The organism is Saccharibacillus endophyticus, assembly GCF_013185185.1.
Lineage (GTDB): Bacteria > Bacillota > Bacilli > Paenibacillales > Paenibacillaceae > Saccharibacillus > Saccharibacillus endophyticus.
Genome location: NZ_JAAZWE010000002.1, coordinates 1,154,978 through 1,176,240 on the forward strand (window position 1 = coordinate 1,154,978; position 21,263 = coordinate 1,176,240).

The window sequence follows — 21,263 nt, forward strand, 5'->3', positions numbered from 1 at the left end:
GCAAAAGAGAGTTAAAAACCCTCCTTTATCCAAGTTACTTAGCTAGTATATTCTTGGATCTTAAAACTCTGCTTGTAACAAAAAAGCGGACCGTACTCCTTAGATGGAGACGGTCCGCTTCTTATCCGGCATTTGTGCCGATCCGAAATCGGCGTATTTACCTATTAACCTTTTACGAGGTACTTGGCGATCAGGCCTACCAATTGACCGCGTGTTACTTTTGCATCGGCAGCGCCTGCTTCGATCGTCGACGGCTGAACATTCGCAGCCAATGCGATCAATTCTGCGGCTTCGGCGTTCGTCACGATATATTTATCGCGGAATACTTCGTCCTCGTAGCTGCCGAGCAGCCCTTTCTCTTCCAGTCCCGTCACGTACGGTGCCGCCCATGCCGGAATCGTATTGATGTAGAACGGATTCGCGGTATCGCCTTGCACGCCGAGCGCACGGCCCAGCATCGTAACGAATTCGGCGCGCGTCACGTTCGCCGCCGGACGGAACGTGCCGTCCGCATAACCGTTGACGAAGCCTGCGGCGTGCAGCGCTTCGATCGAAGCCGCATTCGCGTCATTTGCGATATCGGAGAATGCGGATACCGGAGTCTCGGTCGACGGAGCTTCGGAAGCCGTTCCCGGAGCGTCGGTGATGCGGCCTTCCGTCGCTTGCTTCACCGTACCCGCGCTATCGAGGTATTCGCGGAATACTTCATAATCGACCAGGTTCAGTTCGTAGTAACGTCCGTCTTCTTTGGCTGCCGCCATCGAACGGTAGAAGTCGCCGCCGCCCGCGATGTACGAGTTCGTGGCTACGATGTAGTACGAATTCGGCTCGATCGGCGCGTACTGGCCGTTTTCGCCCAGAATCTGAATATCGGTAATACGCGAACCTTCCTGCGTCACTTCGCCCGTTACCGAATCAATCTTCTCGCCCGGCTGCTCGGAATCATACGTGAACTTCATGCCGGATACTTGCGGGAAGCGGCCTTCGCCCGTTTCCACGCCGCTGACGCCGTTTTCCAGCGCTGCTTTGATTTCCGTGCCCGTCATTTTCAATGCGCTCAGGTTGTTGCCGAAAGGCATCGTAGTCAGCAGTGCGCCCAGCGTAACGTCGCCGGAAGGAATCGTTGCACGGATACCGCCTGCATTTTGGATCGTGACGTAGCCTTTGGCATCGTCAAGCTCTACAATGCTTTCGACTTTCGCTCTCATGCCGTCCGCCATGAAATCGCCCAGGTTCGTTTCCTTTTTCCGCACGCTGGTGCGCTCGCCGTCCAGCGTCACGTCGGACTTGCCGATGACAGTCGTTTTGAGTTCTTCCAACTTGGCTGCGTATTCTTTCAGCTTGGCTGCGGAAGCCTCGTCGCCTTTGATCACGTAGGACTCGTCTTCGTTCTTCGCGTCCACGTTGATCAGTCGGCCTTCCCATTTGGTCAGGACGCCTTTGTCGTCGAACGTCGCGTCCAGCTTGCCCAGGTTTACGCCGTACTCGCCCGTTTGTACGATCACGACCGGAGCTTCTCCGCCTTCATATACAGTAGGCTTGTCCAGCTTCGTATGCGAGTGACCGCCGACGATGATGTCGATCCCGTCAACTTCTTTCGCTACGACCTGATCTTCCGGGTAACCCAAGTGCGACAGCGCGATAATTTTGTTTACGCCTTTTGCCGTCAGTTCGTCGACTGCTTTTTGCGCGCTTTCGACGTCGTCTTTGAACTTCACGTTTTCGCCCGGGGAAGCCAGCGCGATGGTGTCGCTTGTCGTCAGGCCGATGATGCCGACTTTTTCGCCTTTGACTTCTTTGATGATCGCCGGATAGATTTTGCCTTCCGCTCCCGGTTCGCCGATGGTCGTGCTTGCGTAGCTGCCCAGATCTTTATCCGCCGAGAAGTCGATGTTCGAGCTTACGAACGGGAACTTCGCGTCTTTTACGAACGGAACCAGACCTGCAGGTCCTTTGTCGAACTCATGGTTGCCGAACACCATCGCGTCATATTTCAATTGGTTCATGAAATACAGGTCAGCCAAGCCGCCGTATTGGTTGAAGTAAAGCGTACCCGAGAATACGTCACCCGCGTCCAGCAGCAGCGTGTGGTCGTTGCGCTCCGCATTGATTGCCGTCACGCGGCGGTCGATGTTGTCCAGGTGAGCGTGCGTATCGTTCGTATGTAAAACGCGCAGATCAAATCCGCTTGCCGGCGTTGTTGCGGCAGCTTGAACGGATTGGCCGCCCAGGGCCGGCGACAAGCCGGTTACGAGTACCGCTGCTGCCAGTGCGACGCGGACGTTTTTCTTCGCTTTGAATCTTTTCATGAATCTTTTGCCCCCTTGAGGAAAAGTTGTGATTGTTTTCATTCTATGTCTTTCTTGACAAAACCCGAACAAAACTGCTTGTTATCCTCCGTAATCATATATAAACAAGCAAGCAAAAGTAAATAGCTTTTACATAAAACGCTTTTTCGCGGTTCTTTTTTTACAAAACCCGAACAAAACCGTCTATCCGCATATTGGTGGTATACATTGATTTCAGACGATTTGTGTCCCATAATAGACCAGATACAGACTTACCGAATCAAGGGGGAATTTTCAAATGACATTAAAAAGCCGTTTTGACTTCCATACGCAAATCGACCGTTTGGAGAGTGCTTCCGAAAAATGGGACGGACGCGAGAAAATTTTCGGCGCGCCCAATGCTCTTCCGCTCTGGGTTGCCGATATGGACTTTGCCGCACCGCAAGAAGTCCTCGACGCTTTGCATAAGCGCGTGGATCACGGCATTTTCGGCTACACGTTCCGTACGCCGGCGTATTTCGAAGCTGTCATGAATTGGATGAAGGAGCACCATGATTGGGAGATTCAGTCCGAGTGGATCACGTTCACGCCGGGCGTCGTGCCCGCGCTGGCTTTTGCCGTAGAAGCATTTACCAAGCCGGGCGACAAGATCGCGATTCAGACGCCGGTCTATCCGCCTTTCTATAACATCGTGCGCGAAAACGGACGCCAGTTGGTCACGAATCCGCTGAGCGTATCGGACGAAGGCGACTACGCGATGGACTTCGAGGATCTGGAGCGCAAACTGGCCGACGAAGTGAAAATGCTCATCCTGTGCAGCCCGCATAATCCGGTCGGCAAAATTTGGGCGCGCGAAGACCTGGAGAAGCTGGCCGAAATCTGCCTGAAGCATGACGTGCTGGTCGTAGCGGACGAGATCCACGCCGACCTGATCTTCGAGCCGAAAACGCATATCCCGTTCGCTTCCGTGTCCGAAGCGGCACGCGACAACTGCATCGTCTGTACAGCGCCGAGCAAAACGTTCAATCTGGCGGGACTGTCGGTATCGAACATCGTCATCCCGAGCCGCAAGCTGCGCGCGACGTACGAACGCACCGTAGCCAAAATGCACGGTTTGGGCTCGATCAGCACGATGGGAGCGACCGCGACCGAAGCGGCTTACCGCCACGGCGGCGAATGGCTCGACGAGCTGCTGGGTTACGTTCGCGGCAACATGGAATACGTGCAGACCCAGATCGCGGAACATCTGCCTGAGCTGTCCGTGAAACTGCCGGAAGCGACGTACCTGCTGTGGATCGACTTCCGCGGGCTGAATTTGGATGCCAAGGAATTGATGCAATTCCTGCTGCACAAAGCGGGCATCGCGCTCAATGACGGCACGATGTTCGGCGCGGAAGCGGCAGGCTTCATGCGCATGAACGTGGCTTGCTCTCGTATCGTGATCGAGCAGGCGATGGAGCAGTTGAAGACGGCGGTAGCGGAACTCCGCGGCGCGAAAGCGTAAGCCGATCCGTTTGCGGCAGTAAGCGAAAAAAAGAAGCCTCCCTAAATTGGGACGCTTCTTATTAGCTGTCGAGAAAATCACATTGACGCGGGAAGCGAGAAAACTCCGAGAGAAATTCGTTCCGATCGCGTGTTGAAATCGAGAAAAAGATTAAATTTTTAGAAGAATTTTCTCGATTTCAAAGGCGAACATTTCATTTCTGCACTGAATTTCTCTCTCCATTTTCTCGCTTCCAGCTACGTTCGACTTTCTCGACACGTTGAGAAGCCTCCCTTATGGAAGGCTTCTTTTTCGTTCCGCGACAGGCTGGAAGCTTGACGCAGTTAAAAATAAAGTTGGTCAAGTTTCTATTGCAGCTGGCATGTTCCCGGACTCGGCCGATCACTTATAAAGCGGCCCGTAAGCGGCGCAGGCCCGGTAATCCGCGTCTTCCGGATCTTTCGTTCCGAATGCGCTCCAGGCGCTCGGGCGGAAAATGCTTTCCTGATCCACGTTATGCATATTGACCGGAATGCGCAGCACGGAAGCCAGCGTGATAAGATCTGCTCCAATATGGCCATAACTGATCGCGCAATGGTTCGAGCCCCAGTTTCCCATCACGCCGTACACGTCGTCGAACACCGGATCGCCGGGGATCAAATTCGGCACGAACCAAGTAGTCGGCCAGGTCGGCGTGGTGCGAAGATCGAGCGCGTCGTGCATGTCCGGCGGCAGTTCGACGGTCCAGCCTTCGGCCAATTGCAGCACCGGGCCGAGTCCGTCGACCAGATTGAGGCGCGACATCGTGACAGGCATGCCGCCCCGCGTCGTGAAATCGGTCGAATATCCGCCGCCCGCGAACTGGTCCATATAAGTCGGACGCCAGGACGTCGCCGCCAGGCAGGCTTCGACTTCTCGTGCGTCGATTTCCCAATGCGGCTTCATGACCGGTTGTCCGCCCCGCGTTTGCTCGCCCGTGCCGTCGAGCGCCGCGGGACCGGAATTGATCAGATGCAGGAAACCTTGCTTCGCGATGCCTTCCGGCCTCCGGCCCGTGACCCGTTCGACCGCTTCGGGACTCCAAAAGGCGCGGACGTCGGCGAAAATCTGCGCCGTATGCGACAAGTAGTGGTTAAGCAGCATCGAGATCGCGTTCAAATTGTCGTTTTCCGTCGCGACCATGTACGGTTCGCGGACCCCGTTCCAATCGAACGAGCTGCAAAGGATCGCTTCGAGAAAATCGGCGCTCGGATTATGGTCCGTCCATTCGCGCTGTCCCTGGAAGCCGGAAGCGATCGCGTTGTAACCGTACGCCTCCTCTTCGAAGCCAAGCTCCGCCAGTTTCGGATTGCCGATCATCAGGTCGCGCGCGATCAAGGCCATTTGAACCGAATCGGCCCAGTTCTCCTTTTTGCGCTCCGGCGCGATCCGCTCCCGTTCGTCGTTGGGATCGGGTCCTTCCCGGCAGTATTCCGTCGTCCATTCCAACGCCCGCCCGAATTCTTCGGGATCGTAAATGCCGTCTTCGATACGCCGCGTCACTTCGGTCATATCGACGTACGCGTTTTTCATGCCCAGATAACGGCGGTAAAAGCTTTCGTCGACGATGCAGCCGGCGATGCCCATCGATACCGTGCCGATCGACAGGTACGATTTGCCGCGCAGCAGCGCCGCGGCGAATCCGGCGCGGGCGAAGCGCAGCAGCTTCTCGCGCACGTCGCCGGGAATGCCGCGCTCGTCCGGTTCCTGAATATGGCGTCCGTAAATTTTGAACGCCGGAATACCTTTCTGGTTATGCGCGGCGTGCAAAGCGGCCAGATAGACGGCGCCCGGCCGCTCCGTACCGTTGAAGCCCCATACGGCATGCGGCAGCGTCGAATCGGTCTCCATCGTTTCCAGCGGGTAGCACCAGCCCGCGGCGACGGTGAGTATCACGCCCACGCCTTCCCGGCGGAATTCGTTCGCGCAGCGCGAAGCTTCCGGCATGCCGGAGATGCACGTATCGAACACGATCACTTCGGCCGGCGTGCCGTCGGGATTGCGGATTTGCCCGGTGATCAAATCGGCGGCAGCTTGTGCCAGCTCCATAGTCATCTCGCCGATCGCGGCTTTGACGAGTTTCCTTCGGTCGACGATCGGCCGGATGCCGATTTTCGGAAATCCGCCCGCGTAACGGGGGTTGGGTTGCGTCATGGGATCATCCTCCTGCTTCGTTTGCGAAATTTGCGTAATCAGCTGAACCGGACGTTTTCGTTAAAAGAGGCAGGGTGCTCGCCGCGCCGACCGGAAAATTGAATTCGTGCCGGCCCGGACCGATCTCGACCGTTCTTTTTTCGGATAGGGATCGGCCGGAAGCGGGACGCGAAGCTTCGGCAAGCGATCCCGGCTCCGCAGCGCTTGCCCGCAATCCGCCGGTATCGACGGGCAGCGTAACGTTCGCCGACGCGCCTTCCGGAATATCCAGTTTCAGCACCAACCGCCCTTCTTCTCTTCGCCAGCCCGAGAATATTCGGCCTGCCGGCGTATCCAGCTCCGCTTCCGCCCATTCCAGACCGGCGGGAGCATGCGGCCGGATTCCGATCTTGGCATAACCCGGCTCCAGCGGTTCGATGCCTGCCAGGCGCGTATAGAACGAAGCGCCGATTCCGCCGAACATCGCGTGATCGTGCGAATGCATTCCGCCTTTGAAGCTCCACTGCTCCCATAACGTCGTCGCGCCCTGCGCAATCTGCCAGCCGAAACTCGGATATTCCCTGGCGGTCAGCATTTCGTAGGCCAGATCGACGCGCCCGTGATCGGCCAAAACGTCGAGCAGATACCGCGTGCCGTAAATGCCCGTGTCCAGACGGCGTCCGGCTTCTTCGATCGCGGCGACCAGACGGCGCACCGCGCCTTCGACGTAGTCGGCGGGCACCAATCCGAAAGCGAGCGGCAGAAGCTGCGAGGTCTGCGAACCGCTACCGTACACGCCTTCTCCCCGGTGAAAATGCCGATGGAAAGCAGCTCCGGATTTTTCGGCCAATGTCCGGAAACGCACGGCGTCTTCCGCATGACCCAGCGCTTCCGCCGCTCGGGCGGCGACTCCCGCATGCATGGCGTACAGCGCCGTGTTGACCAGCTCCGGCGCGCCGAAGTAATTCTCCCAACCGTCGTCGTTGGGCGGGCACCAATCGCCGAAGCCTTCGGTCACGATATGTTCCGGCCAACGTTCGGCCAGATAATGAAGATAAGCTTTCATCGACGGATAACCTTCGCGCAGCAGATCCGGATCGCCGTAATGCCGATAGAGATGCCACGGCAGCGTCACGCGGTCGCCGCTCCAATCGGGGTTGCTGTCGCTGCCGGCGATATCGTGCATCCATTTTCGGTAATAGGTTTTCATATCGAAATTACGCATGGCCGCTTCTTCCACGACGGCCGAATCCATCAGGCAGGGCGTCCGTTCGTCGCGCTGGCAGCAGTCGGTCGGAATGCTGACCAGGTTGTTCAGGATCGAGCGCCGAATATTGGCTTGAATCTGTTCCAGCAGCGGATCGGAAGAGCGGAAGCTTCCGCTTTCCTTGACATCGGCATGTACGGGAACGGCCTGAACGCGCGACAAATTGGCGGTGGTTCGCACCTGAACGTAACGGAATCCGTGGTAGGTAAAAGCAGGCTCGTACGTCTCCGTCTCCTGACCGCTCAGTATGTACAGGTCTCGGGCGTTGGCATTGCGATTGGTCCACGGGTCGAGCGCACCGCGTTCGTCGATCAATTCGCTGTAAAGCAGCTCGACCTCATCCCCGGATTTCCCCCGTACCTGAATCCGCGCCCAACCTGCGATATTTTGACCGAAATCGTACACCGTGAGTCCCGGCTCCGGCTGATACGCGCATAACGCATCGAGCGGTCGATGCGCGCGGATCGGCGGCTGGCCGTTCGGCTTCAACGCTCCTTCCGGCGCCGGGGCGATCACGACCGGCGTCCAGTCTTCGGCCGCGACCGTCTTCGCACCCGAAACCGCCGAATGCTCCGGCACATCCCAGTTTTCCGGCTTTCGGCGGGCATCGCAGGTCTCGCCGTCGTAAATATCCTGCATCAGCAGCGGTCCGGGCGCAGAAGTCCAAGATTCGTCCGTGCCGATCGTCATCATGCCGCCGTCCGCGAACGTCAGATCAAGCTGAAGAATCAGCGCTTTATCCCGTTTCCATTTCCAGCCCCAACGCGAGTAATTGAAGTTATAACCGTTGCCCAGCATGGCACCCAGCACGTTATCGCCTGCTTGAAGCAGTTCAAGCAGTTCATCGGCTTCGTACACGTCGAACAGCATCCGCTCCCCGTACGGCGTGTTCGCCGGAGCCAGCACGCGATCGCCGATCCGCTTCCCGTTCAAGGTCAGTTCGTACCAGCCGAGCGCGTACGCGCGAAGCCTCGCTCCCACCGGAGGCGACGGCAAAGAAAATGCGCGGCGGAACAACGGGCTGTCCACAGGCAGCGGATTTTCGCACAACGCCGTCTCTCCGGGCGAAAGACGAAGCCCGCTGCCGGACGGATCGATACCGCCCGCGGAGAAATGCAGCGTCGAAGGATCGTAAAAGCGATTGACATAAAGCGCCCGGCCTTCGGCGTCGTACAAGCGCAGCTCGCGGAACACGGCACTCGCGGCATCGCCGGAGCGAAAGCCGACGCTTCCCGAACGCTCGACAACCCCTGCCTGCCTATCGAATTCAGCCGCGTTCGAAACCGGCATATCGGCCGCCAACGCTTCGCGGCCGTTCAAATACACATGCATACGTTCCTGCTCCTGCACGACGCGCACCGCGACTTCGCGAAGTTTGCGGTCGACCGCTTCCGCTTCGTTCGGCCCGGCCTGCCGCAGCTCCGGCATTCCGTCTTCTCCGCTGTCCGGTTCCGGCTTGCCAAGCTCCGGCGCGTTCCCTCGCGCCGCTTCCCTGCGTTCGCCGCCGCGCACGTCATGCAGCGCGACGCTGCCGTCCGCGGCGTTCAATTCCAGCGCGCGGCAGTGCTCCGTCCCCTGCACGGCCAACCGAATTTCCGCTATGCCTCCTTCTTCCAGGCTTGCGCGCACTTCCAACGTATGCACGTCCCAACTCCGATAGTCTTTCACCGGACGGGCGATCCACTGCGCGATCCACGCGTCGACATCTTCCGAAGGCCGGGCATTCGCCCCGAATTCGTTTTCCGCCGATGCAAGACCGCTTCGCTTTTCCGTTTCTTTCGTCACTTTTATTTCCCCCGATCCGTTTGCTTTTGCTTGCCGCCGCTCATCTTCACCGCCGGCGCGTTCCAGGCTCCGATCCGTACGCCGTCCCGTATATCCGAAGCCTTCGCTTCGAACGATACGCGGCGTTCTTCGCCCGGATACAGCCCGAAATCGTTATCCTCCAAAAAGCAATCCCAATCCGCCGGGAAGCCTTCGACGATCACCCGGTAAGCCGGACGGTCGCCGATGTTGCGCACGACGATCGCGCCGCCGCGCCCGCCCGGCTCGACCGTCCATTCCAGTTCGGTTCGCGGCAGGCGCCGCAGCGGCGCGTCCGGAAGACTGCCGTACAGTTCGAACGCGCGCTCCGCTTCTTCCCCCGGATACTCGTTGTCCGCGTGACGGCGCTCTTTTTCGAACGCCAGCAGCTCTTCCGTTTTCGGTTGCCCGTTGAACGCGTACCAACGGTCCGACAGCAGCGCTCCGCTTGCGTCGCGCAGCGATACGGCCAGCAGGAACGGCGACGATTCGACCGCGTCTTCCGGCAGGTGAAATGCTTCATGCGACAGCGCCGCCGTTTCGCCCGCAGCCAGCCCGACCTGCTCGAACGTCCGCGTCCGCATCTCTTTCAAGGAAGTACCGTACAGCACGGCGGTCACGCTGGCGTTCGCCAACTCTTCCCGCGTGTCGTTGGCGGCATGCAGCGAGAACGCGAACGTTTCGCCCGCCGCCCAACCTTCGATCCGCCCGCAGACCGCGAAAGCGCTCCGGGGCAAACAGGTCTGCCGCGCCCGATAATAAGACAGCTTCGGCGCGCCGTAGAAATCGACGACCCCCCACGAATGGCCAGGGAACAGTTCGCTGAATTTGTAGTACCAGAAACCCGTTTTGCCCGAACCCGATCCCGCCCGCTGCGCGTCGCCCGTAAAAGCGATCGAATTTCCCTGCGCGCTTTGCGAGTACAGGATATAATCGTCCCAGTTCCGGATCGGTCCGTAAGCGCCGTAACGCATGACCTTAATGATGTCTTTGAGTCCGAATTGGTGAAAATGCGCTTTCCAGCCCCGGCTTTTTTCCGTCGGCGGAAACTTTTCGAGTTCTTCCGCAGGCATGTAACGCAGGCAGCTGGAGCGGTCGGGCTGGCTCGGAATGCCGTATTCGCCGTAAAAAACGGACGGCATGCCCAGCGTCGATTCCTCCAGCGGCTCGCCGCCGTGGTACACGTCCCAGTTATGCACGCTGCCTCCCCACGGATCGGTCCGGTGAAACGGCCTTGACGGATCGAGTCCCCGGCAGCGGCGTCCGACCAGGAACAATCCTTCGTCCGCGCCGCCGTGGCGTCCGTTTTCGTTGCCCCCGCCCCACATGACCAGCGACGGACGGCTGCGCAGCCGTTTCACCGAGCGCGACACCTGCCGATCCAACACGCCCAGATCGGTGTAAGGCGAGTCCGGCGGCCCCCAGCATAGAGGAAACTCCTGATACACCATGATTCCTTTTTCGTCGCAAAGATCATAAAAAGAATCCGATTCGACCAACCCGCCGCCCCAAGCGCGCAGCATTTGGACGCCGCCGCGCCGCGCCAGTTCCAGCAGCCTTTCGTACCGTTCTTCGCTTTGCTCCAGCATCGGTTCGGGCCAGCACCAATTCGCGCCTTTGACGAACATCGGGATGCCGTTGACGACGAACTGCCAGCGGTAATGTTCGTCGGGCTTGGCTTCGGGTGCCGGAGTCATCTCGAGCGTGCGTATGCCGAAAGGAATCTGCGTACGATGAAGCGCGCGGCGTTCTTGTCGGTTCCCGTTTTCTTCGTCGGCGTAAACGCTTAAAGAGAGCATATACAGGTTGGGCTCGCCGTATCCGACAGGCCACCACAAAGCAGGATCGGGCAGCGATACTTCGGCGGCAAATCGGCTCAAGCCGTATTCGATCCGGGCTTCGGTGCGGAACCTCAATTCTTGCGAGCTGTCGAAATCAACGTCTTCCGACCGTTCTTCCGTCTTCGCCTTTCGGTCGGACAAAACTCCTCCTTGGCGTTCGGGCTCCGAGTCCGCCGGGATAGACGTTTGATCCGCAAAGCCTGCTTTTCGCCGGACACCCAGCTCTACCCATACCGCCGTTCGTTCCGGCAGCAAGCTGTCCAGCTCGTATTCGATCCGCAGCCGGGCGCTTGCCGCGTCGATCGACTGCGTGATCACATAAGGATGCCGTACCGACACGTCCGGTTCCGCCGTCACGGTCACGTCCTGCCAGATGCCGAGCGAGATCAAATGCCCGTAATGCCAGCCGAATCCGGGACTGCCTTTGAGTTTGCCGTTCCACGATTGCGGCGCTTGATCGATACGCACGACCAGTTCGTTGGCTTCTTCGCCGCCGAAGCGGGCAAGTCCGGAAATATCCAGGTCCGGACCGCCGAACATGCCCGCGTGATGCCCGAGCGACTGTCCGTTCAAAAAGACCGTGCCGGAATAATCCAGACCGCCGAACCGCAGCGTCAGACGGCGGCCGCTCCACGCTTCGGGCAGTTCGAAGCTTTTGGCGAACCACCAGTCTTGACGTTCGGTTCTCGTACGCCGGAACCAGGCGGAAAACTCTTTCGGTTCGCCGTATTCCTCCAGCTCGTCGATCGTGTTCGTGTTCCAGTGCGGATCGGGCAGCTTGCCGAGATCGACCAACAATTTTTGCACGGTCGAAGGAATCCGTACTTCGTCCCAATCGCCGCGATCGAAGCCGTGCGCATACCACCGTTCCGCCATGCCCGGACTTTCTGTTGCTTTTCGTCCGAACCATCCGGTGAAGGGAGCCGGGTCGCCGGGATCGGCAGGTTCGCAGCTTTTCATGCGCCAGATGCCGGATAACGACAACATTTGCGAGCTTTTTCCAGAGTCGGAGCGGGAGTAAGCGTCGACACGTCCAGGCTCCGTCATGCGCTTCGCAATCGCCGTTCGAACCGGCAGCGCGCAGTCGGCTTCGATCCGCGCATCGCCGTGCAGCGACGAGCGAAGGTAAGCTTCGTCTTCGATCTCGTCGAGATAGCGTACGGAAGCTTTCCCGGTATCGATCTCGGAAAAAACGGCATGTTTCGGATCCAATCGATTGTTCATGGGCAGGATTCTCCTTTCGCTTTCCGTACACAACGACGGAGCCGCAATGCGGTTCTGCGGCTCCGTCCTCGGTCTTGCGCTATGAATGTCGGAACTTACAATCCGTGCTCGCTTCTCAGGCGCTGCACTTCGCTGTTATAGAACTCCGTAAAGTCTTCCGCTCCGGCTTTTTTGAACGATTCCAGCGCGGTTTGCTTGGCTTTTTCGAACGACGCGTCGTCTTTCGACAAGATGATCTTCGCGGCTTCGCGGGCGGCCAGCTCTTTGAGCGACGCTTCCTGCTTTTTGCGGTCTTCCGGCAGGACGACGCCCGGCACGGTGGAGCTTTTCAGAATTTCTTCGTCCGACAGTCCTTCCATCCAGGTGGTGTACGTGTCCAGTTTGCCTTCGTCGACCATTTTTTGGAACACTTGGCCGGAGTACTTGGCTCCGTAATGCTCGGCGAAGTCTTTTTCCAGCACGGTCGCCGATTGCTCCAGCGCTTCTTCGGACGTGAACAGGTTGATCGGTTGGCCGTCGTTCGGATCGACGAAGTCGCCGCCCAAGCCGATGATGTTGCGGTCGAGCGACAGGCCCGAAGCTTCGTATTCCGCGCCGCCTTTCGCTTTGAGCGCGAGGGTCTCGGCCGTCAGCTTCGGCACGCCGTCCTCCATCGTCCAGTGCGTGCCTTCGATGCCGTTGTACATGGTGCGCGCGCCTTCGTAGGAGTAGATGTAGTTCAGGAACTCCATCGCTTTTTCCGGATTTTTCGAGCTTTTGGAGATGCTGTACGATTTGTCCGACCAGCCGATCGGGTTGACTTGTCCGGTCCAGGCCAATTTGCCTGCCGGCACGACGATGTAGCCGGTGCCGTCTTCGGTATGCTGCGCGTTGAAGTCGCCCATCGCCCAAGTCGCCGGTCCGACGACGATCTGGCCGGACGTCGCTTTGGCCATATAGTCGTTGTTTTTCATCGTCAGGGAATCGGGATCGAGCAGGCCGCGGCGATACGCGGCGTTATAGAAGTCCATCGCGGTCCAGAAGTTCGACGATTCGTCGGTCAGCACGCTGATAAAGTCGCTCGTGCCCACGCTGGCGGCCGTCAAATCGCTTGTGGTGCCCGCAATCTCGGTGAACGTGATCGGCGGGATCAGGTACGGCCAGATGCCCCAGTCCTGCCACATCGAGACGCCGTATACCGGCTTGCCGTCGTCGGTGGTCGGATGCTTGGCGACGATCTGCTCGACCGCGTCCAGCAGGTCGTCCATGGTGTTCAGCTCCGGCGCGCCGATTTCTTTGTACCAATCCCAACGGATCGTCGGCCCGATCGTGATCGGCTGAACCGTGGAACCCGGCTTCGGTTGAACTTGAGGAGGCAGGAAGTAAAGCGAATCGGTGCCGTTGCTCCAATTCTTTTTGCTGTAGTCCACGACGGTCGGAATATTCGCGGAAATATCTTTGCCGTGCTCGGCCAGCATATCGTCCATCGGGACGATCAAGCCGCCTTCGATCAGCTGCTTTTGATATTTGATCGGGTCGGCGCGCACGATGTCAGGCAGGTCGCCGCCCGCGAGCAGCACGTTGAATTTGTTTTCGTCCGCTTCGACGTATTCCACTTTGACGCCGACTTTCGCCGCGATTTCTTTCATTACGTCGCTGTCTTGATGCGAGTTCCATGTGGTGCCCGGCTCCATGACCAGCACGCGCAGCGTGGTCAGCTCGCCGCTCTCGCTGCCCGTTTCCGCGCTTCCCGTGTCCGTCGCCGCGGTGTTGGTCGTCGCTCCGCCCGAACAGGCGGTAGCCAGCAAAGCCGTCAGCAGCATCGGAACGGCGAAACGAAATCCGACTTTTTTTCTCATACGTTGACCCTCCTCTGGATATGAATCTTCTCGCTATGACTATCGGCCCGATCGGCCGGACAATCCTTAAGTACGAAAAACGGGCATCGTTCGAGCGTTCGCGCGGACCGTCGGCTTTCGAATTCGGGCCGGTCGACCGGCCGGAATCAGCCTTTGACCGCGCCGATCATGATGCCTTTGACGAAGTAGCGCTGCAGCAGCGGGTAGACGAGCACGATCGGCAGCGTGACCAGCATGGTGATCGTCATGCGGATCGACTGCGGCGTCAGCGTTCGGACCATGTCGCCCCGCGTCAGCTGCTCCGTGCTCATATTCGACAGGCTGCTTGACTGGTTGAGGAAATTATAGAGGACCAGCTGCAGCGTTTGAAGCTTCGGATTCTCTACCAGGAAGAAGTTATCGAACCAGGTGTTCCACTGCCCCACGGCCGAGAAGATGGCGATGGTCGCGACGATCGGCATGGACAGCGGGAAGATGATGCTCGTGAATACCCGGAAATACCCCGCGCCGTCGATCTTCGCCGATTCTTCGAGCGAAGGCGGAAGCTGCTCGATGAACGTCTTGATCAGGATAATATTGAAGCCCGAGATCGCGGTAGGCAGAATATACAGCAGGAAATTGTTCTGCAGGCCGTACGTTTTCATCGTCAGGTACCACGGAATGAAACCGGCGTTGAAATACATCGTGATCAGTACGAACCGGTAGATGAAGCGCCGGAACGGAAGCTCGTTTTTAGTGATCAGATAGGCGAAGAAGGAGCAGCTGAGTACCGTGATGATTGTGCCGAGAATGGTCCTTCCCAGCGTGACGATCGCGGCGTCGGCGATGCCGGGAAGCTGCACCGTCGTTTTGTACGCTTCGAGCGAGAAACCGGCCGGCCAGAGATAGACGCCTTTCTGCGCTTCGATCGAATCGCTGATCGAGTAGATAAAGATATAGTAGAACGGATAGATGGTCACGATGACGAGCAGGCTGAGGAACGTGTAGTTGAAGATGCTGAACGCGACGTCTTTCCAATCGGTATGCCTGCGGGTTCGCTCCGGTTTTAGGTTGGCGGATGTGGTCATAACGGTCTCCTTTCCGAAAACTCAGATGATGCTCTGGCCGCGTACTTTTTTGGACAGGGCGTTGACGGTGAACAGAAGCAGAACGCTGATCAAAGTCTTGAAAATGCCGACGGCGGTGGAATACGAGTAGTCGCCGGTCACGAGGCCCAGCCGGTACACGTAGAGGTCGAGCACTTCGATGCGGTCGGCGATCATCACGTTGCTGAACACGAGATACTGTTCGAAGCCCGCCGAGAGCAGGTTGCTGACCGACAGCAGCAGCAGCACGATGAACGTCGGCATGATGCTAGGAAGCGTGATATGCCAGATCATCCGGAACCTTCCGGCTCCGTCGACCTTGGCCGCGTCGTACTGTTCGGCGTCGATGCCGACGATCGCGGCCAGGTAGATGATCGCGCTCCAGCCGACCGATTTCCACAGCAGGAGCAGCGTCTGAACCGTCCATACCCGGTCAAAATTGCCGAGCACGTCGACCGGAGCTCCCGGGATGCCCATCTTCGTCATGATCGAGTTGACCGCGCCTTCCGTGCTGAACATGCTGAACGCCAGCGAGAACACGATGATCCAGCTGATGTAGTTCGGAAGCGTGGACACGGTCTGCACGAGGCGCTTGAACCATTCGGTCTTCACCTCGGACAGCATGATCGCGAACAGCAGCGGGATCGGGGCGGTCAGAATGGACAGCAGGCTGAGCGCCAGCGTGTTGATCAGCACCGGGCCCATACGCGTGTCCGAGAGCATGTTGCGGAAATTCTCCAGTCCGATAAACGGCGTCTGGTCGAGCGGGATGCCCGGCCGGTAATCGAAGAAAGCGTAGATCCAGCCGAATAACGGCACGTAGCTGAAAGCGATCGTGAAGATCACGAAAGGCAGCGCCATCAGCAGAAGCTTGATTCCGTCTTTGCGGAACAGCTTCGTTTTTCGGGTTGCGGCCTGCTTTTTGGCGGCGTAGGTGAATGCCATGGCGACTCTCCTTCGATAAGCGATTTTTGAATCTGTATCGGCTTTGCTCTTGACTCAATGATAGCGCTTACTCGGACTGCCCGACCTGAAACTTCTACCGGAAAGGTTGAAAAAAAATGATGGCCCTTTACGGGAACTTGAACGATTTGACGATCGCGTTGAACGAATAGCGGACAAGCAGGCAAAACCTTTTCCGGCGTTTTCCCGACAAACGACAAACGAAAAGCTCCCGGCCGCGCTTCGGTCAAGAAGCGGCAGCCGGGAGCTTTCCCCGCACGGCGCGAAAAACGGACGTCCGTCCTTTAAGCTTCGGCCCGCGCATTCCCGCCGAATCCGTCTTCGCTTTGCAGCGCCGGCAGCGTGACGACCGCTTCCGCCCCTTTTTCCCGCGGAACGAAACGCACGCCGTAATCGTCCCCGAAATACAGCCGGATGCGTTTGTTGACGTTGTTCAGCCCCACGCCGCTGACGCTTTCTCCCGGACGCTGCGCGTCGCCCCGCTCCAGCCCGGCGTTCAGCCCTTCCACTTCTTCGGGCGTCAGTCCGGCTCCCGAATCGGTCACGCTCAGCGTCAGCACGCCGTCTTCTTCGAACGCTCCGATCTCGATCGTGATGCCCGGCGTTTCTTCCTGCCGCCCGGCGGCGATCGAATTTTCGACCAGCGGCTGCAAAATGAAGCGCGGCACCCGGCAGTCTTTCAGCTCCTCCGGCACGTCCTGCTCGAACCGGATATCGTCGCCGAAGCGCATGCCGGCGATCGTCAGATAGTTTTGCAGGTATTCCAACTCGTCGCGCAGCGCGCACATCGGGTCTTTTTTGGAAAAAACGGGACGCAGCAGGTTGCCGAGCGCCACGATCGTGCCCACGATATTGTCCGCTTTGACGATCGCCGCCATCCAGCGGATCATGTTCAGCGTGTTGTACAGAAAATGAGGATTGATCTGGTACTGCAGCGCCTCCAGCTCAAGCTCCCGCTTTTTCTCCTGAATTTCGTTGTTTTTGTCCACCAGTTCCACTATGCTGAGCGACATTTCGTTGAACCGCCGGATCAGCGTGCCCAGCTCGTTGTTCGGGATATGGCGCATGGTAACCCCGAGTTCGCCGCGGCTCATGTCCTGCATTTTCTCCGCCAGCAGCCGCAGGGGCCGGATCATCCGCCGCAGCCAGAAGTACGAAGCGACGAAGATCGCCAGCACGCTGAGCAGGAACACGATCGCGACCAGGCGCTGCACGGCGAAGATCTGCTCGGAATAACGGGCGAGGGGGATTTCTTTGGTCAGGTACCAGTCGGTCGCGTCCATCCGGTAATACACGATCTGCACGTCGCGGCCGCCCGAGCGTTCGTCGAAGCTGCCGTACCCGCCGGGATCGGAAGAAGCCGGGACGAACGGCGCGCGCGTGCCCACCTGCTCGGGACGGCTCGAGGACAGCACCATGCCGCTTCCGTCGACGATATACATGTCTCCTTCGTCCGGCTTGAGCGAAGCGGCGTACAAGGAAGCCAAATACCGTTCGTCGATATTGAAAATGAGCGTGGCGCTCGTGTTCGGATCGTAAATGGCGCGCGTGCCCCGCATCAGGCTGACCAGATAACCGTCGGCGTCGCCCGTCATGTACGGGTTATAAAACGATTTGCGGATGCGCGGCTCCAGAACCAATTCGGGATACCTCTGGATCGTCCGCTGAAAAGGTTCCGACGTGAAAAAGCTTTTTTTCCATTCTTCTTTATCGTAGACGAGCGTCCGGTCTTCGCTGCCGCCGACCGCGCCCAGATTGTCCGACGTGATGTAAATGGAATCGATATAGCCGTAGTTGTCGATAAAATCGGCGATCACGTTTTGCACGTCGTTTTTCGATTCCAAGAATTCGACTTCCGTTTTGTCCGCGATGCCGTACAGCAGGTTCTGGATCCGGTCGTCCCGCAAAAACAGCATCGACAGCCGGTCCACTTCGCTCACCAGGCCGTCGATATTGTGGTCGAGCTGTTGGAACTGCTGAAGCAGCAGGCTTTCGTTTTGTTCCCGGACCATGTTCTGCATAAAAGAATAGATAAAATACGAAAATCCGGCCAGCACGGCCAGACTGATCAGCATCACGTAAAGCAGCAGCTGCGAGCCCAGTTTGCGGAACCCCCTCAGCGGTCTCATGACCGCTCACCGGAGCCCGTCAGCATCTGCTTGCGGTATTCGTTGGGGTTGAGCCCGGTCACTTTTTTGAATACTTTGCTGAAATACGTGTACTCCGGGGAAAAACCGACTTCGACCGGAATATCGGACGGCTTGTGGCGGCCTTCGATCAGCAGTTCTTTCGCCCGCTCGATCCGGTACCGGTTCAAGTAATCGACGAACGGGGTTTGCAGCTCTTTTTTGAACAAGTTGCTGAGGTAACCGGGGCTTAAGCCCACGTGTTCCGCGACCGTTTGCAGGCCGATATTGTCCGCGTAATGCTGCTTGATGTAATCGAGCGCGCGCTTGATCTCGTCGCTCATATGCATCCGTCCGTTTTCCTGCCGGGCCAGGTCTTCGATATAATCGGCCGCCTGATCCAGCATGTCCGGCAGATTGTCGCACTGCTCCAGGTTTTCCGTGATGCTGAGCAGCAGCGTTTTTTCGTTTTGGCCGCTGTCGTACGCGTTCGTGCCGAGCCATTGGACGAAACGCAGCAGCATGATCTCCAGCGAACGGCGGTCGCCGCCCGCTTCGCGCTCGAAATAATCCAGCATGCCGTCGTATTCCCGCTGTTTGGCCGGCATCAGCAGTGAACGAATGCCTTCGAAGCGGCGGATGCGTCCGATGCGCTCGCGTACGCCGGACAGGTCCGCGGAGTCGGATTCGCGGTGCCGCCGTCCGGGGCCGGACGCGAATTTGCGTTCCAGCGCCCGCTGCGCTTCGGCGTAGAGCGGGTGCAGGCTGTCGTAACCGCTCGCCGTGCCGCCGATCCCGAACGAGACGGAACCGTTGAAGTACAGCCGGATAACCTCCTGCACGCGTCCGAGAATGTCTTCCGTTTCGCGCGCGATCGCCTGCTCCGATACCAGGTCGTCGAAATGCAGAATCAGCGCATAGCGCGTCTCGCTCACCTGCACCGCCTCGCCGCGCTTATGCGCCGACAGCACTTCCTCGAACAGATTGAGCAGCGTCATCTTGATCAGATGCCCGTGCTCGTCGCGGAATTTTTCTTTGAGCCGCGCGTAGCGGTCGACCTCGGCCACGCATACGCGAAGCCTGACCGGAGACAACCGCAGCCCGCTCCGCTCGATAAAGCGGCCCAGCTCGTCCGCCGAAAAGATTTTGTAGAACAGGAAGTCTTTGAACATTTTTTCTTTGAGCAGTTCGCGGTCGGACGACGAGGCTTCGCGCTGCGCCGGAGGCTGGCGGTCGGGACGGCTTTCCAGTTCGCGCCGCACGGCGCCGAGCACGTCTTCGATCTCCTGCTCCGTCATGGTCAGCTTCAGGATGTACCCGGTGACGCCGAGCGACAGCGCTTTGCGCGCCAGCTCGAATTCTTCCAGGCAGGACAGCACGACGATGCGGGTATCGCGGTCGGCTCCGCGGATATGGGAGATCAGCGTCATGCCGTCCATTTTGGGCATGGACAGGTCGGTGATGACGACGTCGGGCTTTTCCCGTTCGTAATACGCCCAGGCGGCCTGCCCGTCGGGAAAATCGGCCGCCACTTCCATATCGAACTTGCTCCAGTCGACCGAATTTTTCAAGCCGATCCGGACCAGCATTTCGTCTTCGACGATCATGACTTTGTGCATGTTCATTCCTCCTCGATCGTCAGTATCCAATCGCAGCCGCGTCCGCTCGTCGGAGCGGCGTAACGGACGATGCCGCCGCCCGCGTCCGTGCCGGATGCTTTGCTGCGAGCTCCGGTTCGCGGGCAAAACCAGTTTGCGCGCCAAGCTTCGATTCCGACCCGCTTCGGATCGAGCTCGACGTACAGCCCGTTCGGAATGTAGATCCAAGCCGCTTTTTCGCCGCGCGCCGCGACGAGGCGGTTATCGCCGGAAAAAACGAAAGCGGGCAGTTCCGGCGCCGGACGGAACAACGGACCCAGATGCGGCTCGATCAGCGTCCGCAGATGAATCATCTGCTTGGCGCCGGGACGACGCAGCGCTTGCTGCCAGGACATCAGGAAAAAGGCGCCGGGGTCGCGAAAATCGGTCGAAGCGTACAATCCCGGTTCCGGCACCATCGGCCAGATTGAGTGATGCCCGTACGTATGGCCGAAAGCGCCGGACAGTACCGCGTAGTAAGCGGCGCGGCGCACGTCGGCTTCGTCGAAATAGCCGTTTTCCGGCCGGAAGCCGATCGGGATATCTTCGTAGCAGGGTTCCGCGTCGAGCGTCGGCTTGACCGGCGTTCGTCCGTAATCGGCCGCAACCCGCTTGTCGTTGGTAATATCCCGTTCGCCGTGCCCCGACTGGATCATGTTGAAATCCAGCCAGTCTTCCTCGTGCATATGATGCGAAGACGACTCCGCTCCTTTGGGATGGAACGTCATGAGCTGCCGCGCGCCGCCGGTTTTCAGACCTCGCGCCATGGCATTCACGACCGCGAAATGCGCCGCGGTCGACAGCGGGCGGTCGCCGCCGAGCACCCAGACCAGACCGGGTCGATCGCCGTAACGCTGTCCCAACCACCGTCCGTACCCACGCGCGTTGTCCGCCGTGAAAATCTCCGGTCCCGCGCCGTGCATGCGATTGAATTTGTCGCCCCAGGTCGGCAGGAGCGCGACGTACAATCCGAGGCGCGACGCTTCGTCCAACACGGCGTCGACATGATGCCAGTACGAATCGCTTCCGTCCGTATCGGGCCGCGCCGGGTCCGGCAGTCCGCCCGCGCCGATCTTCAGCGGCAGCCGCCCTCCGGCGTTCGGCACAGTCACGCCGCCCAATTCGGCGAGCAGCACCACCTGCACGACGGTGAACCCCTGCTCCGCGCGCGTGCGCAAGTAGTAAGCCGCGTCTTCGAGGCTCAGCCGATGGAACAATTCCCAAGCCGTGTCGCCGAGCCAGAAAAACGGCTCGCCGTTTTCCGTCTCCAGATACCTGCGGTTCTCCGAGACCCGCAGGGCAGGCAAAACGCCGGCTCCCTCCGGCCGGACGCTCGTCGAGCCGTCGACGGATTTTTCGTCCGCCGATGTTTTCGTTTCCGGACGCGAACCGATTTTGCCGCCCGCTTCCGAAGCTTCGAAAGCCGAACCGCCTGCCGTTTCTTCATGCTGTTCATGTGTTCGCCGCACGGCATGTCCTCCTTTCGTCTTCGTCGTTCGGCCGCCGACGGCTGTCGACGCGGCCGATCGCCGCAGC

Annotated in this window: 11 protein-coding genes; 1 reads left to right on the top strand and 10 read right to left on the bottom strand. The window is 58.9% G+C overall.

The window, feature by feature from the left end; translation table 11 throughout:
• Positions 1-164 precede the first annotated feature (164 nt).
• Positions 165-2,309, bottom strand: coding sequence for a 5'-nucleotidase C-terminal domain-containing protein (locus HRQ63_RS10930; protein ID WP_172243130.1), 2,145 nt, complete (start codon positions 2,307-2,309; stop codon positions 165-167).
• Positions 2,310-2,586: 277 nt separating this feature from the next.
• Between HRQ63_RS10930 and HRQ63_RS10935 the strand changes: the two genes are divergently transcribed.
• The gene (locus HRQ63_RS10935) at positions 2,587-3,792 is read left to right on the top strand and encodes a MalY/PatB family protein (protein WP_172243133.1); all 1,206 of its coding nucleotides are present in this window, start codon (positions 2,587-2,589) and stop codon (positions 3,790-3,792) included.
• A gap of 381 nt (positions 3,793-4,173) precedes the next feature.
• Here HRQ63_RS10935 and HRQ63_RS10940 read toward each other — a convergent pair whose 3' ends face one another.
• From HRQ63_RS10940 to HRQ63_RS10980, 9 genes are all read right to left on the bottom strand, one after another.
• Positions 4,174-5,964, bottom strand: coding sequence for an L-fucose isomerase (locus HRQ63_RS10940; protein WP_172243135.1), 1,791 nt, complete (start codon positions 5,962-5,964; stop codon positions 4,174-4,176).
• A gap of 4 nt (positions 5,965-5,968) precedes the next feature.
• Complete coding sequence (locus HRQ63_RS10945) at positions 5,969-8,995, bottom strand: alpha-L-rhamnosidase (protein ID WP_172243137.1); 3,027 nt, start codon at positions 8,993-8,995, stop codon at positions 5,969-5,971.
• Positions 8,996-8,997: 2 nt separating this feature from the next.
• Complete coding sequence (locus HRQ63_RS10950; protein ID WP_172243140.1) at positions 8,998-12,078, bottom strand: glycoside hydrolase family 2 protein; 3,081 nt, start codon at positions 12,076-12,078, stop codon at positions 8,998-9,000.
• A gap of 95 nt (positions 12,079-12,173) precedes the next feature.
• Positions 12,174-13,916, bottom strand: a complete 1,743-nt coding sequence (locus tag HRQ63_RS10955; RefSeq protein ID WP_172243143.1) for an extracellular solute-binding protein — start codon at positions 13,914-13,916, stop codon at positions 12,174-12,176.
• 146 nt (positions 13,917-14,062) lie between these two features.
• Complete coding sequence (locus HRQ63_RS10960; RefSeq protein ID WP_172243145.1) at positions 14,063-14,983, bottom strand: carbohydrate ABC transporter permease; 921 nt, start codon at positions 14,981-14,983, stop codon at positions 14,063-14,065.
• A gap of 21 nt (positions 14,984-15,004) precedes the next feature.
• Positions 15,005-15,946 carry an ABC transporter permease gene (locus HRQ63_RS10965; protein ID WP_172243148.1) on the bottom strand — a complete coding sequence of 314 codons (942 nt, stop codon included), beginning with the start codon at positions 15,944-15,946 and terminating at the stop codon, positions 15,005-15,007.
• A 302-nt stretch (positions 15,947-16,248) separates the two neighbouring features.
• The gene (locus HRQ63_RS10970; RefSeq protein WP_172243151.1) at positions 16,249-18,093 is read right to left on the bottom strand and encodes a cache domain-containing sensor histidine kinase; all 1,845 of its coding nucleotides are present in this window, start codon (positions 18,091-18,093) and stop codon (positions 16,249-16,251) included.
• A complete protein-coding gene (locus tag HRQ63_RS10975) occupies positions 18,090-19,709 on the bottom strand; it encodes a response regulator (protein ID WP_172243154.1) in 1,620 nt (539 codons plus the stop codon). The genes HRQ63_RS10970 and HRQ63_RS10975 overlap by 4 nt, the downstream gene beginning before the upstream one ends.
• A 2-nt stretch (positions 19,710-19,711) precedes the next feature.
• Complete coding sequence (locus tag HRQ63_RS10980; RefSeq protein WP_229714131.1) at positions 19,712-21,196, bottom strand: glycoside hydrolase family 140 protein; 1,485 nt, start codon at positions 21,194-21,196, stop codon at positions 19,712-19,714.
• Positions 21,197-21,263 lie beyond the last annotated feature (67 nt).